This window comes from Parasutterella sp. (genome assembly GCF_057870745.1).
This window is the reverse complement of sequence record NZ_DBMALT010000004.1, coordinates 48,170-62,388: the sequence shown is the minus strand read 5'-3', so window position 1 is coordinate 62,388 and position 14,219 is coordinate 48,170. Positions and strand designations below refer to the sequence as shown.

Sequence of the window (14,219 nt, the reverse complement as noted above, 5' to 3'; positions counted from 1 at the left end):
AATTGTAATCCTCAAGTCAAGCTTTAGAACGTCCGAGGGGTTGTCGCCCCGGCGATAAAGTACGAAACGATCACGCTTAGCAAGATCGTCACCAAAGACACAGAAAGATAAACAGCGGCAAAAACAGACCAATGCGGCATCAGAGTAAGTTCAAAAGCTTCTTCCAGCAGTGGAACAGACGCCAGCGTTGTCACTAAAAGCAGCACGCCGCCGATAACGCAGCCGAGTACAGAGCTCACGGCGGCTGCAATCATTTGCGGCCCGCGCACGGCCCAGTCGCTTGCTCCCAGCATTAAAAGAAGCTCTCTTTCACTGCGTAAAAAAGCGGAGAGCCTAAGTGAGTTTTGAAATATCAGCAGGCAGACTAAAGTAGCCGCCGGAGCCCCGAATGCAAACATACCGAGCGCAATCGCCTCTCTGAGCGAATGACGTTTCTTAATCCACTCGAGATTGGCCGTCACTCCTTCAACGCCTCTGACTTTTTCAATAGATTTAACCGCCCCTTCAATATCGATGTAGCGGGTGTCCGAAGGAAATTGAAGAGCCAATATCGTCGGGATCTTCTTTCTGTCCCCGACGAGCTTCAAAATATCTTTTTCTAAAACGTCCGTCGGTTTAATTTCTCTGAGTTCGGTAATCGGCGCAAGCGCGCGGATCTGATCCTGAGCTTTTTTGCGCTGAGCATCCGTTAGGGAAGAGTCTAAAAAGACACTGACCTCGTCTCCCATGACGCCGCGATGGCTGTCGTAGAAGCAGTAAAAACTCAGGGCGATCTGTCCCAAAAGACAAAGCGCGAGAGAGAAAACCACGACAACAAAAATAAAACGCTTTATGTTGGCTTGAATCGGCCTGCGCACACGGTCCCGCATCGTGATCATCTTTTCTCTCCTGAGAGCTCAACACAACGCAGCGCCGCAATCTCAAACGGAAGCAGGTAACTTGAGGTCATCACAATCGGATAACCGACTTGGCTGAGTTTGGTGCAAATGTAGAGAAATTCCTCCTGTGCCTGATCGTCCAGTCCCTCCAGCGGAGAGTCCGCAAGAATCAGCCGCGGCTGGTTGACCAGCGAACGAGCGATAACAACGCGTTTTTTTACACCGACCGAAAGACTCTCTGCCCGGGCGTTTAAATAAGGATCAAGACCGCAGAGGGAGGCACTTTCCAATGCGTTGCGCTGGGCATCAGCTGCGTTTTTTCCCAAAAGCTGGGCCGTTAAGACCAGGCCTTCCAAAACAGTGTAGCCGTTTAAAAGAACGGGTTCCGAAGGAATAAGACCCAGCCCGGCACGCCATGCTCTCTTCTGGCCTTCACGCATCTTCGTCAGACGTTTGCCCTCAAGAAATACTTCGCCCACGCGAGGAACTCTTAAAGCGGCCATTAAGTTGAGAAGGTACGACTTACCCGAACCGTTTGGGCCTCGGAGGAGAACGAACTCTCCGTCCGAAACCTCCAGCGTCACGATTCCTTTGGTTTGGTTATTCCAATCGTTGATCGGAACGTCGACCATTCTCACTATCGTCTTCATCTTGCTAACAAGTCAAACTGGTAATCAACTTTGGCCCATGTAGCCTTTTCTTCTTCAAGCAAATACTCGACCACGGGATGATCCTTCAGCCACGCCCTCGGAACATAAAGACAGAAAGAATGTCCATGGAAAGTAGCTTCAAGTTTCGGCAGCTCTATCTCTTGGTGGGCATGCGCAACAATAGTGGCTATCCGTAAGCAGAACAGCAATTCGGCGGTCTGTTTGGTCGCAAGCAGCATTTCAACTTTTTTCAGGTTTCCTCGGTGCCCGAGAACCAGGGCAGCCAATTTCTCCTGTTCAGGTCTGGAAAAGCCCGCAATATCGCTGTTTTTGATCAAATATTCACTGTGTTTATGATAATCGCTGCGCGAGAGGGTTAAACCTGTTTCATGCAAATCAGCCGCCCATCTCAGGAACCTTACGCTGTCCTCGGAGACATGCGAAGACATGCTCTTAAGAAGGTTCACTGCAATATCTCCGACTCGTTTGGCTTGTTCTTTGTCCACGTGGAAGGCATTCATCATTCGCTCGACGGAAGCCTCTCGAGGATCGCGCTGCAGTTTTCTGCCCGCTAAGTCATACAAAATGCCGTAACGAAGTGCACCGTCGGCAACTTTCATGACGTCAATTCCGAGCTTATTAAAGACTGCGATCAATACCGCGATGCCGCCGGCTAAGACTTCTCTGCGGTCTTCCTTCAGGCCTTCAAACTTTATCTTATCGATGCTTTCTGCGTGAATTACTTTATCTTTGAGCTGCTCGAGCGCATAAAGTGTGATGGACCCGTCGGTAATTTTGAGTGCAGCAAGAATAGAAGAAACTGCGCTGACCGTCCCGGAGGAACCGTACGCTTCCTGCCAGTTCCCTTTAACAAACTTATATTCGCTTCCGTCCAGCACTGAAGCCGCTGACAGGATGGCGCGCCGCATGCTTTGGGCTGTGATTTTACGGTCTTTAAAGAATGCCACGGAGGTATTGACACAGCCTACGTGAAAAGATTCACCGTCGATCATTTCGTGGCCGCGCCCGATCACGCATTCCGTCGAAGCGCCTCCGATATCCACAATCAATCGTGTTTGATCAGAAGGCGGGAGAGCGAAACTGCAGCCTTGGAATACGAGTCTCGCCTCTTCTTTCCCTCGAAGGATTTCAACTTTGCAGTCCAGAATTTTTTCTGCGCGTTCTATGAATTCCTGAGAATTTTTTGCTGCTCTGAGCGTCTGAGTTCCGACAGCACGGATATGGTTTCTCGGCAAGCCGCGAATCTTTTCCGCAATACGCGCTAAAGCATTGAGACCTCTGTCCTGAGCTTCCTGCGTCAGATTGCCGTCTTTATCAATGCCGGCCGCCAATCGTATGGTTTCTTTCCAGCTGCCCTCGGTGATGATGCGCTCGCCTTCAACTCGAGCAATTTCTAACCGGAAGCTGTTGCTTCCCAAATCTATCGCTGCAAGCTTCATTATTTGGCCCCGCCGATCTGATCCAAGCCCACCAGCGCAGCCGCAAATTCATCCGCTTTAAACGGCTGAAGATCGTCGATGGTCTCACCGACACCGATGTAATAAATCGGCAGCGGGTTTTCTCGAGAATTTGCCAAAGCCACAAGAACGCCGCCCTTGGCCGTGCCGTCGAGCTTGGTGATAATCAAACCGGTAAGTCCGGCAGCTTCATCAAACGCTTTAGCCTGCATCAATGCATTCTGGCCGTTTGTACCGTCGAGCACCAGAATCACTTCGTGCGGCGCTCCTTCCATAGCCTTTCCCTGAACTTTACGAATGCGGGCGAGCTCATTCATAAGATTCGTTTGAGTCGGCAGTCTTCCTGCGGTATCCACCATTACGATATCTATGCCTTTTTTACGGCCGGAAGAAATAGCGTCATAGGCCACCGAAGCAGGATCTCCTTTTTCCTGTGATATCACTTCGATTTGGTTGCGCTCGCCCCAAACGGCAAGCTGCTCTCGGGCCGCCGCTCTGAAGGTATCCGCCGCTGCCAGCAGAACTTTTTTGTTCAGCTGCGCAAAGTGCTTGGCCAATTTTCCAATCGTCGTCGTTTTGCCGGCGCCGTTGACGCCGCACATCATGATGACGAGCGGTTTATGTTCGTCAAAGTTAAGGGATGCCTCACACGGCCTCAGGATATCTGCAATGATTTCTTTGAGGGCTACCTTCACTTCGTCCTGTGTTTTAAGCCCTTTAAGCTTAATTCTTTCTCTCAGTCGCTCAAGGATCAGTGCGCTGGTTTCCACGCCGATATCGGCAGAAATCATTTGGAATTCCAGGTCTTCCAGGAACGCTTCATCTACGACACCGCCGGTAAAGATACCGACTAAGTTGACTTGGGTTTTTCTTAAACCTTGCTTTAACCGGGCGAACCAACCCGTTTTCTCTTTTGTTTCACTCATTGGCGTACGTTTTGAATAAAATTCAATTATTTCAACACGAGAGTTTAGCAATGCCGGCAAGCAACAGCGGTAAAGTTAGGATCATCGGGGGACGCTGGAAACGCACAAATATCCCCGTTTTGAATGCCGACGGTCTTAGGCCCACCGGCGACCGCCAGCGCGAAACGCTGTTCAATTGGCTGAGCTTTCTCCTCGGAGGCTTCGAGGGCCGCAGCGCCTTAGACATGTTCGGAGGCTCCGGCGCCTTGTCCTTCGAATTCCTGAGCCGCGACGGCAGCCGGGCTGTTTTATGCGAAACCAACCGGCGCGCAGCGCAGTTCATCGAGCAAACGGCCGAAAAACTCCATGCTGAAGGACTGACAGTCATTGTCGGCAACGCTCTTACAGACGTCCGTATCGCTGACTTTGCTCCATACGACCTTGCATTTATCGATCCGCCCTTCGCGGCTGACCTTCAGCTCAAAGCCTTGAAACGCTGTGTGCCCATGCTTGCTTCGGAGGGACTAGTGTACGTTGAGTCACCTCAGGAAATTTCAGATGAAGTTCTGACTTCCCTGTCTCTCAGTGCGATCCGCCGTCTCAAAGCCGGCACCAGCCATATGCTTTTAGCTCAAAAATCCGAGAACCCGTCATGATTACTGCAACCTATCCCGGGACCTTTGATCCCCTGACTAACGGCCACCTAGACCTGATTCGCCGTGCCTGCTGGATTTTTCCGAAGCTCATTGTTGCAGTTGCCGAAAGCAAAAGAAAACACACGCTCTTTACTTTGGAAGAACGGGTACAAATGGCCAAAGAATCCGTCAAAGGTTTCCCGAACGTTGAAGTGATGGGTTTCGACGGCCTTTTGGTCGATTTTGTACGTCGACACGAATCGACGTGTATCGTTCGAGGCGCCCGCGCCGTCAGCGATTTTGAATATGAATTTCAAATGGCGGGAATGAACCAGAAACTCATGCCCGAGGTTGAAACCATCTTCCTCACGCCCGCAGAGCAGTTTCAGTTCATCAGCGGAACCTTTGTCCGAGAGATTGCAATGATGGGCGGCGACGTCAGCGGGTTTGTTCCTCAAAACATCCTTGCCGCCCTGGAAAAGAAACGCAGCGAACTTAAGCAAACCTCTGTTTAATAAGCGCTTCGCACCTCAGAGCATCCTGCTCGCGCTGTGTCAGAACTTTAGGATCGGTTTTTCTCTTTCGAGGACTCCAGTAGCTGTCCGGGAATGCAGCATCATCCTTGAATCGCGGAATCAGGTGCCAGTGCAGATGCGGCACCATTGTTCCGAACTGCGCCCAATTCACCTTTTCGGGCGACATCGAATCGATAATCGCCTCTTCCAATTGCGTCAGAGCGTCCCACATGATGAGCCGATCCTCGGGACCTAAGTCGGAAACCTCTTTCACATGGTCCTGCCAAATCAGTCGGAAGTAACCCGGAAACTCCGGATCATCCACGCGAATAATTCGAAATTTGTCGTTTGCGACTACGGCGTGCTCGCCTTCGGGAGCACAAAGGGGGCAGTTTTGCGTCATAACAATACCTTCTCAATTCCGCCGTCTTTCAGCTTGTTCACCGTCTCGTACAGCCAATTGTCGCCGTACTTAGAGCGCATCATTTCGACCACAAAAAACTCGGCGGTTGTATGTGTCGCTTCAGAGTAACGGTTCATACCCTGCAGACAACCCGGGCATGCCGTCAGTACTTTGATCTTGCCTGAGAAACGATCCCCCTTCAGCTTGTCCGCGGCTTGGTTCAGACTCAGCTCTTTAGCCGTTCTCACCTGACTGGCGATATCCGGGCGAGAAACCGCAAATGTGCCGCTTTCTCCGCAGCACCGCTCGGACAGCTCCACTTTAGAACCGTCCTTAGGATGAATCAGGCGATTGACCGTTTCAATAGGAACACCTTCTTTCAGCGGCGTGTGGCAAGGATCGTGGTAAATGTAGCGGGTGTTGTAGGCGCCGTTCACGCTAATCCCTTTTTCGGCCAGATAGTCATGAATATCCATCACTCGGCAGCCCGGGAAAATGGATTCAAAGTTGTATTCCTTCAGCTGATGCAGGCAGGTGCCGCAGCTCACCAGAACCGTGGAGATGTCCGCATAGTTGAGCGTATTGGCAACACGGTGGAAGAGCACGCGATTACGCGTCACGATATCGTCGCCTTTTTTACTCAATCCGTTGCCCTTCTGCGGGTGGCCGCAGCAGCGGTAACCCGGCGGAAGGACGATCTGCACGCCCATGTCATAAAGCATTCCCAATACTGCAATCGAGACCTGACTAAAGAGCTTTTCATTACCGCAGCCGGGGAAATAGAACACGGACTCCCTTCCGGACTTGGGACTGACAATCTCCTTGTTCTTGATCACCGGGATGTAAGTAGACTCTTCAATGTCGAGCAGACGGCGCGCCGTGGTATGAACTTTGTCTTCAGGGAGCTTTCGGTTCACTAAATGGATAACTTCTTCACGCAGAGTCGGACATCCGGTACTGAATCCGGGATGCTTCAGGCTCTTGGCTGCTGTGAATTTCAGAGCGTCTGCTGCGATTCGCTGTGCCTTAAAGCCGTATTCCACCATGCCTTTGCGCATAGCACGAACGGCCAGAGGATTCTCCAGCTCGAGGAACTTCAGTCCGGCCGCTTTCGCCGGATCAAAACGTTCTTTGCCTTGACCGTGCAGCATATCTCTCATCAGCATGGTGACGTGTCCGAAATCAATCTTCACCGGACACGGTTTCTGGCATTTCTGGCAGATCGTGCAGTGGTCCGACACGTCTCCGAACTCAGTGAAATGTTTCAGAGAAACGCCGCGGCGGGTTTGTTCTTCATAAAGGAATGCTTCCAAAAGAAGCGAAGTCGCAATGACTTTGTTCCTCGGCGAATAGAGCAGGTTTGCATTTGGAACATGCATCGTGCAAACAGGCTTGCACTTGCCGCAGCGAAGACAAGTCTTAATCTCATCGGCAATTTGCTTGGCTTCGCTCTTCTGCATGATCAAGGACTCATGCCCTAACAGATTGAAGCTGGGTGTGTAGGCAATCGACAGATTCGCCTCCGGACGCAGCTTCCCTCGGTTGAATCGACCGTGTGGATCAACCTCATCCAGATATTTGTAGAACTCATCAAACTGCCCCGGTTCGACAAACGAAATCTTCGTCATACCGATACCGTGCTCGCCGGAAATCGCGCCGCCTAACTTTTTAGCGACTTCCATGACATAGGCCACGCCGTCATTGGCGGTCTTAATCATCTCCACGTTATCGGAGTTCACCGGAATATTGGTATGCACATTACCGTCGCCGGCGTGCATATGAAGAGCAATAAAGACTCGGCCTCTCAACACTCGATCGTGAATCTTTACGATCTCACTTCTTACTGCTTCAAAGGCATCGCCTGCGTAGATATCGTTGAGTTCTCGAAGGACTTCTTTCTTCCAGGAGATCCGCAAGTAATGGTTTTGGACCAGATCCAGGAGCGTTAAATCATCAAGATTCTCCGGCAGCTCCGCCTCACAGCGGCGACCGAGCTGCTCAAGTGCTTCGAGCGCCTCTTTTGCCGGTGTGTGAAGGTGATTGAGGACGTACTCCCATTCGTCATGAACTTTTCGTAGCAGCGCCATGGCAAGCGGAAGTTTTTGGGCCAAAAGTTCTTTCTCGGTGTAGCCTTCGGACGAAACGGCAAGTTTGCCGAGCTTGATCGGACCGCCTAAATACGTGGCGACCGCATTGAGCATTTCCAGCTTGTTGCGAATGGAACAGCAAATATTGAAAAGTTCGCAGGCGTCCGTATACTCGCCGATCTTATCCAGCGGGATCACGACGTCTTCGTTAAGTTTGAAGGCGTTAGTGTGCTTTGAGATCGCCGATGTCTTAGAGCGCTCGGCCCAGTACTGATGGCGGGCTTCGGGCGTCTTCGCCACAAAGGTATCGCCGTTGCCGGCAATCGCGATTTTCTTAACTTCCTCGACGTATTTGGAAATCGTCGCGTCATCGTTGCCGATGATGTCTCCGACAATCACCATCTTCGGATAAATTCCGCGTCCGCTCTTCGGCGCGTAATTAATCGCGTGCAAATAACGATCATCCAAGTGCTCCAAACCGGCAAGCATGACGCCCTCAGGATGGGAATCAAAGAGCTGAGAGATTTGATAGATCGCCGGACCGGCGTTGCCGGCGGCACCGTAAAACTCCAGACAGACGGTCTGAGTGCAGGCCGGCATCTTGTGAAGAATGAAGCGGGCCGAGGTAATAATGCCGTCACAGCCTTCCTTCTGCAGACCGGGCAGACCGCCTAAATACTTGTTCGTTACATCCTTGCCCAAGCCCGGCGTCCTAAACTTCGGTCCTTTGAGACGGAATGTCTTTTTGCGGATGATCGGCGCCTTCTCCGGAGACTTGTTTCCTTGTTTCCACACCGCTTCGAATACCACATCTTCCTGCAGGTGAATCTTGCCGAGATTGTGGTTTACGCGTGTCACTTCCAGCCAGTTTCCATCGGGATCAACCATTCGATACCAGTACACGTTGTCAACTGTTGTACCCCAAAGGACGGCCTTCTTGCCACCGGCGTTTTCCGCGATGTTTCCGCCGATCGTACAGGCATAGTTGGAGTTCGGATCAACCGAGAAAACCCAGCCTTCGGACGCGGCCTTCTCTGCAACTTTCTTATTCACGGAGCCGGCGCCGGCCTGAATCGTCGCCACTTCTTTATCGAGGCCTTCGAGTTTGCGCATTTCTACATCCGAAATGCGGTTCAGTTTTTCGGTATTAATAACAGCAGAGCGAGAATGCAGAGGCACTGCACCACCGGTATACCCGGTGCCGCCTCCGCGGGGAATAATCACAAAATCAAGATCGATCAGCGCTTTAACGATCCCCTGCACTTCATCTTCAGAGTCCGGATAAATGACTACGAAAGGATATTCGACACGCCAGTCAGTCGCATCCGTTACATGACTGGCTCTCGAAAAACCGTCGAAACGAATATTGTCTGCGCGAGTGTGTTTCTTCAGCTTCTTCATAACCAGTCGGCGAAGATCCCAGGAACGCTCAAAGGAGCCCTTGAATTTTTCAATCATCACCAGTGCAGTCTCCATCAGAGCTGCGACTTTTCCCGCTGAGACCTCATCGAGCGTCGGGAGCTGCTCACGAATCGAATTAATTCGGTGATAAAGCGCCTCAATCAGAAGATCACGACGTTTCTTGTTAAACAGCATGTCTTCCTGAAGGTAAGGATTTCTTTGGATGACCCAAACGTCACCCAGAACTTCGTAAAGCATTCGAGCGGATCGTCCCGGCTTTCCCGACACGCGAAGTTCGTTTAACAGCTGCCAGGCCTCTTTGCCAAGCAGCCGCGTCACAATATCCTTATCCGCAAACGAGGTGTAGTTATAAGGAATCTCTCTTAAACGATTTTGCAGTTCAATCTTTTCGGCCATGGTTCTTCGTTGGTATCGGCTTACGGCTGGTTATCAGAATCTACATTGTGCAAGATTTTTTCATCCAAGTAATAAACCTAACTCGTCTTTTTCAAATTCAATGGGTTGAGGTGGTATGTTTAAGTAATCTTCAACCACTTTTCATATCCCAGTCGACATGTTAGAGCAAGAATATCTTCGACGAATCCTCAAAGCCCATGTTTACGATGTGGCCAAGGAAACACCGCTGCAGCAGGCAAAGCTCCTTTCAGCCCGCACCGAAAACAAAATCCTTTTAAAACGCGAAGACCTCCAGAGCGTCTTTAGCTTCAAGCTGAGAGGCGCTTACAACAAGATGGCAAATCTCACGCCGGAACAGCGCGCACGCGGCGTCATTGCCGCCAGTGCCGGCAACCACGCCCAGGGCGTCGCCCTTGCCGCCAGCAAACTCGGTTGCAGAGCTGTCATTGTCATGCCGATTACGGCGCCGGCCCTCAAAATCAACACGGTCCGCAGATTAGGCGGCGAAGTCGTTCTCTTCGGCGAGTCCTTTAGCGACGCAGCTGCTTACGCAGAAGAACTTCAGGCAAAAGAAGGCTTGACTCCCGTACCGCCCTTCGATGATCCGGATGTGATTGCCGGCCAAGGCACCGTCGGAATGGAAATTATTCGTCAGGCTCAAAACGCCAACGGCAATATTGACGCGATCTTCGTTCCCGTCGGAGGCGGCGGACTGCTTGCCGGCGTCGCCGTTTACGTTAAAGCGCTCTACCCGAATATCAAGGTCTTCGGCGTCCAAACCTATGACTCGGACAGCATGAACCAGTCCCTTAAAAACGGAGAAAGAACTTTAGTTCCTGATGTCGGTCTCTTCTCCGACGGCACGGCGGTCAAACTCGTCGGCAAGGAGACCTATGAGCTTTGCAAGAATTTCGTAGACGGTATCGTGCTCGTGGACACCGACGAAGTCTGTGCCGCGATCAAGGACGTCTTCCAGGATACGAGAAGCATTCTTGAACCTGCTGGTGCCCTCTCCGTCGCAGGCATTAAACACTACATCAAGCAGAACGGCTGCAAGAACCAGACCTTCGTCGGAGTTCTTTCCGGCGCCAATATGAACTTTGACCGCCTGCGTTTCGTTGCAGAACGCGCTGAGCTCGGTGAACACCGCGAAGTGCTTTTTGCTGTCACGATCCCTGAAAAGAAGAATTCTTTCCGCTCGCTTATTTCGCTCTTAGGCAGCCGCAACGTCACAGAGTTCAACTATCGTATTTCGGACGCAACCGATGCTCAGATCTTTGTCGGCATCCAGACCGAACATCGAAGCGAAGCCGCCGAAATCAAGAAGTTATTTGAAGACCAGGGACTTCCGGCATTAGACATTACGGAAAATGAACTCGCCAAGATGCACCTTCGCTACATGGTAGGCGGCCACTCCAAACTAGCTACCAACGAACGCGTCTTCCGCTTCGAGTTCCCGGAAAGACCCGGTGCACTCTTTAAGTTCCTGAACTCCTCAGGTTCGAATTGGAATATTTCGATGTTCCATTATCGAAACCAGGGTGCTGACTACGGCCGCATCCTGGCCGGTCTTCAGGTTCCTGAAGAGGACTACGGCCGTTTTGACGAATTCCTGAAGAACCTCGGGTATTCCTACGTTGAAGAAACGAACAATCCCGCTTATAAACTGTTCTTAGGATAGTAGATGGACGAAGCGGGGCGCCCCCCGCTTCCCGCAGCGGACTGAATATGAGCCTGACAAACAAGGAAAATGTAGACAGAGTCATGCAGGGACTTCCTCCGGAAGCCCGAGCAGCTCTAAATGTCATGTCGCAGATGCAGCAACGACCGCCGGAAGACGTTCTTCGCGACGAAATAAAAAACTACATTGAGGGACGCCTTCCGAGAATTGACATCGAAGGCGCCATCAAGGCTCTGCAGGCTCGCTCCTATCAGGCAGGCTACATTGTCGGTTCCCTTCGGAAATTTGCCCGCAACTGGAATCGAGAATAGAAGCCGTTAGATTCTCTGCAAGAAAAAACGCCGACGACCGGCGTTTTTTCTTGCACTCAAGCCTTAATCCACAATGTGGATTTCTCCGTTTTCTTCCGCAAAATGGAGATCGTATTTCTTTTTGCCGTTGACTTCTTCGACCCAGACAGCCACAGGCTCCTCTTCCTCCAGATTCGCGTTAATAAACCGTTCGGCCTCCAGACGGGTTGCAAAGTTTTCGCAGCCGCTGGGATACTCCACAATGACCTGGGTCACAACATCTCTTCTCATTTGATTGATTACTCCTCATACTGCGAAATCAAATATGCCACCGAGGCCGTCTGTTTCTTGCAGTATTCAATATGCAGCGACTCGTTGGGACCGTGTGCATTGGAGTTCGGACCTAAAGCACCCGACACCATAAATTGAGCGTGAGGCCATTTCTCCGAGAACAGTTTCACCAGAGGGATGGAAGCCCCGAGCCCCATGTAGGCGGGTTTGTTGCCCCAATAGGCCTCGGAAGCATTCTCGAACGCTTTCGTAATCCACGGAGCCGAAGCTTTGGCAGACCAGCCGTTGCTTGCCACGGTAGGAACGTACTTCACATCGGCATTAAAGGGCGGTTCGGCCGTGATAATTTCCTCCAGCGCAGCGGAAGCTTTTTCTGCATCCACATCGGGGGGAAGTCTCATACCGATCTTTACTGTGGTGTAGGGACGCATGACATTGCCGGCGTTCTCAACCGACGGTATTCCGTTCACACCCGTAACCGTTAATTCCGGTCGCCAGCTGCGGTTTAACAAGGCTTCGCAGGCATCTTTTGTCAGCGGCTCGGTTTTTCCGTGCCATGGATAGGAAGCAAAAATGCGATCGCCCAAGCTCTCCGCAACACCGACATTTTGTTTGTGAATTTCCTCACTAATCTTCGTCTGGAAAACCTTAGGGATAATTTCGCCGGTCCTGCTGTCTTCAATACGATCCAGCAGGCGGCGAACAATCATGAAGCTTTCCGGAACGATTCCGCTTGCCTCTCCGGAATGCACGCCGACATTCAGGGTTCGAACCTCTATCGTTCCTCCGAGCATGCCCCTGAGCGACGAGGTCACCCAAAGTCTGTCGTAATCACCGCAGCAGCTGTCCAAAGCGATCACGAGTCCGATATCTCCAAGCTTCTGTTCGGCTTCTTTTAAATAGGATTCATAGTGGCGGGAGGAAGACTCTTCACAGGTTTCAAACAAGCCGACACAGCGCGGATGAGGAATTCCTAACGTCTGCAGAGCCTTCACTGCGGCCAAAGAGGTGTAGAAGGCATAACCGTCATCGACGGCACCGCGTCCGTACAAACGACCGTTTTGAATGACAGGCTCCCAGGCACTTTTATCAGGATCCCAGCCTTCGTTGGGCGGCTGCTTGTCTAAATGACCGTAGAAGAATACGGAGCGTTCGAACTTTTTATCCGAAGTTGCATCTACCTCTACAAAGAGGCACGGTGTATGCCCGTCGTCTTTAATAATTTCGCAGCGAAGGCCTTTGATGCCTTGTTTCTCTGCCCAAGCTTGCGCTTCCACAAGGGCTTTTAGAAGAACGCCGTTATCTTCCCATTTTTTATCAAAATCGGGCGAAAGCGCCGGAAGTCTGATAAAAGATTTAAGCGCTTCTTCCACTGAAGTATCCCATTCACGAGTTACTTCGCTATAAATTTTCTCCAGCATGAACTCTATTCCTTCAAAGTAAACGCTTTGATGTTCAACGCATCTCGAATAATCGCCACAGCAGATTTGGCCTGTTGTTCGGTCATGGACTTACCGGCAACGACTTTGTACAAACCGTTTGTCGAGCGGATGCTGACTTCGGAGCCTATTTTATCGCCGAGAGTTTCGATGAAACGCTTCTTCAGAGCAATAGCATTGGCCTCAGAGCGGAACACGCCGAGCTGCACGGCATAGTTCCCCAGAGGGACCGTCCCGCTGCCTTTGAGCTTCTGTTTTTCGTCGGAAGCTTGCTCCCTAATGGAGTGGATAACTTCCTCGCGAATCTCATTTTCGAACGTTCCCAGTGTCGTCGTACTGTCTGCCCCGGCAACGGTGTACACACCTTCAGGAATAAGATGGCGATCCGAACTCGGCACTGCGGCTTTTTCAATTTCAACCTTATCCGCGGTGACCGGAGACGGGCTTTCCATCAAGTTGCCGCTCTGCGTAGCTAAAGCTTCTATCAGCGCTTCTCCCGGATCTTTACGTTCCCCGACGGGAGACGAAGTTTCCTTCTTATCCTTCGGGATTGCCGCGAGAACCGTCGTCAACAAAGGACTTCCCTTCTTCCACTTGCCGGAGGCAATCTGTGCGCGAGTAATTCGTTCTACTTTTACGCGCGCAGTTCCCTTTCCTGCGTAGTCCAGTTTTGTTGCTGCGGCGTAAGACAGGTCAATAACACGGCTGTGCAGGAACGGCCCGCGGTCGTTGACGCGCACAATCACGGACTTTCCATTCTCCAGGTTGGTGACCCGCGCGTAACTCGGAAGTTCCATCGTGGTGTGCGCCGCGGACATTTCGTACATATTGTAGATTTCGCCCGTCGAAGTCTTTTTTCCGTGGAATTGTTTGCCGTACCAAGAGCCGTATCCGACTTGAGTCAGCGGCTTATCCCCGGTCATCGGCACATACCTCTTCCCCATAACGGTATAGGGCCGGTTTGTCGCAGCGATCGGTTTTTCAACTTTGGGCACGGCATCGGCACGACTCATGCCGAAGGTCTCCCAATCCTTGGGAGGACCGTCTCGATCGTAGTATTTACCGCTGTTTTTCTGCGTACTGCAGCCGCTGACAAGAAACACACAGACAGCCGCGCACACCCCGAGGATTCTTACATTCATAAGAGCT

Annotated in this window: 13 protein-coding genes; 4 read left to right on the top strand and 9 right to left on the bottom strand. The window is 51.5% G+C overall.

What is annotated here, in order from left to right:
* Positions 1-23: 23 nt before the first annotated feature.
* Genes ACZND6_RS02165 through ftsY form a run of 4 tightly spaced genes read right to left on the bottom strand, consistent with a single transcriptional unit; the run spans position 24 to position 3,932 of the window.
* Positions 24-878, bottom strand: a complete 855-nt coding sequence (locus tag ACZND6_RS02165) for a cell division protein FtsX (protein WP_293737512.1) — start codon at positions 876-878, stop codon at positions 24-26.
* Entirely contained in the window at positions 875-1,528 is a 654-nt protein-coding gene (locus tag ACZND6_RS02160; protein ID WP_293737511.1) for an ATP-binding cassette domain-containing protein, read from the bottom strand. The genes ACZND6_RS02165 and ACZND6_RS02160 overlap by 4 nt, the downstream gene beginning before the upstream one ends.
* Positions 1,525-2,988: a Ppx/GppA phosphatase family protein gene (locus ACZND6_RS02155; protein ID WP_293737510.1), complete on the bottom strand. Its 1,464-nt coding sequence runs from the start codon at positions 2,986-2,988 to the stop codon at positions 1,525-1,527. Before ACZND6_RS02155 ends, ACZND6_RS02160 begins: the two co-directional genes overlap by 4 nt.
* A complete protein-coding gene (ftsY, locus tag ACZND6_RS02150) occupies positions 2,988-3,932 on the bottom strand; it encodes a signal recognition particle-docking protein FtsY (RefSeq protein WP_293737509.1) in 945 nt (314 codons plus the stop codon). The genes ACZND6_RS02155 and ftsY overlap by 1 nt, the downstream gene beginning before the upstream one ends.
* A 50-nt stretch (positions 3,933-3,982) precedes the next feature.
* Here ftsY and rsmD point away from each other — a divergent pair, with 50 nt between their 5' ends.
* Complete coding sequence (gene rsmD, locus ACZND6_RS02145) at positions 3,983-4,567, top strand: 16S rRNA (guanine(966)-N(2))-methyltransferase RsmD (RefSeq protein WP_293737508.1); 585 nt, start codon at positions 3,983-3,985, stop codon at positions 4,565-4,567.
* A complete protein-coding gene (gene coaD, locus ACZND6_RS02140; protein WP_293737507.1) occupies positions 4,564-5,061 on the top strand; it encodes a pantetheine-phosphate adenylyltransferase in 498 nt (165 codons plus the stop codon). Before rsmD ends, coaD begins: the two co-directional genes overlap by 4 nt.
* Here coaD and ACZND6_RS02135 read toward each other — a convergent pair.
* Entirely contained in the window at positions 5,042-5,464 is a 423-nt protein-coding gene (locus ACZND6_RS02135; protein WP_293737506.1) for an HIT family protein, read from the bottom strand. The genes coaD and ACZND6_RS02135 overlap by 20 nt on opposite strands.
* Positions 5,461-9,369, bottom strand: coding sequence for a DUF3683 domain-containing protein (locus tag ACZND6_RS02130; protein WP_489524352.1), 3,909 nt, complete (start codon positions 9,367-9,369; stop codon positions 5,461-5,463). The genes ACZND6_RS02135 and ACZND6_RS02130 overlap by 4 nt, the downstream gene beginning before the upstream one ends.
* Before the next feature lie 157 nt (positions 9,370-9,526).
* Here ACZND6_RS02130 and ilvA point away from each other — a divergent pair, with 157 nt between their 5' ends.
* Both ilvA and ACZND6_RS02120 read left to right on the top strand, forming a co-directional pair.
* On the top strand, positions 9,527-11,050 hold the full coding sequence (gene ilvA / locus ACZND6_RS02125; protein ID WP_293737504.1) for a threonine ammonia-lyase, biosynthetic: 1,524 nt from the start codon (positions 9,527-9,529) through the stop codon (positions 11,048-11,050).
* A gap of 47 nt (positions 11,051-11,097) precedes the next feature.
* Positions 11,098-11,361, top strand: a complete 264-nt coding sequence (locus tag ACZND6_RS02120; protein ID WP_022099990.1) for a hypothetical protein — start codon at positions 11,098-11,100, stop codon at positions 11,359-11,361.
* Positions 11,362-11,424: 63 nt separating this feature from the next.
* On the opposite strand, the gene ACZND6_RS02115 is transcribed toward ACZND6_RS02120, so the two are convergent.
* From ACZND6_RS02115 to ACZND6_RS02105, 3 genes are read right to left on the bottom strand one after another with little or no spacing between them, the layout of a single operon-like run.
* Positions 11,425-11,631: a hypothetical protein gene (locus tag ACZND6_RS02115; protein WP_293737503.1), complete on the bottom strand. Its 207-nt coding sequence runs from the start codon at positions 11,629-11,631 to the stop codon at positions 11,425-11,427.
* 8 nt (positions 11,632-11,639) lie between these two features.
* Positions 11,640-13,052 (bottom strand): M20/M25/M40 family metallo-hydrolase, encoded by a 1,413-nt coding sequence (locus tag ACZND6_RS02110; RefSeq protein WP_370749175.1) that lies wholly within the window; start codon positions 13,050-13,052, stop codon positions 11,640-11,642.
* A gap of 5 nt (positions 13,053-13,057) precedes the next feature.
* The gene (locus tag ACZND6_RS02105; protein WP_370749174.1) at positions 13,058-14,212 is read right to left on the bottom strand and encodes a septal ring lytic transglycosylase RlpA family protein; all 1,155 of its coding nucleotides are present in this window, start codon (positions 14,210-14,212) and stop codon (positions 13,058-13,060) included.
* Positions 14,213-14,219 lie beyond the last annotated feature (7 nt).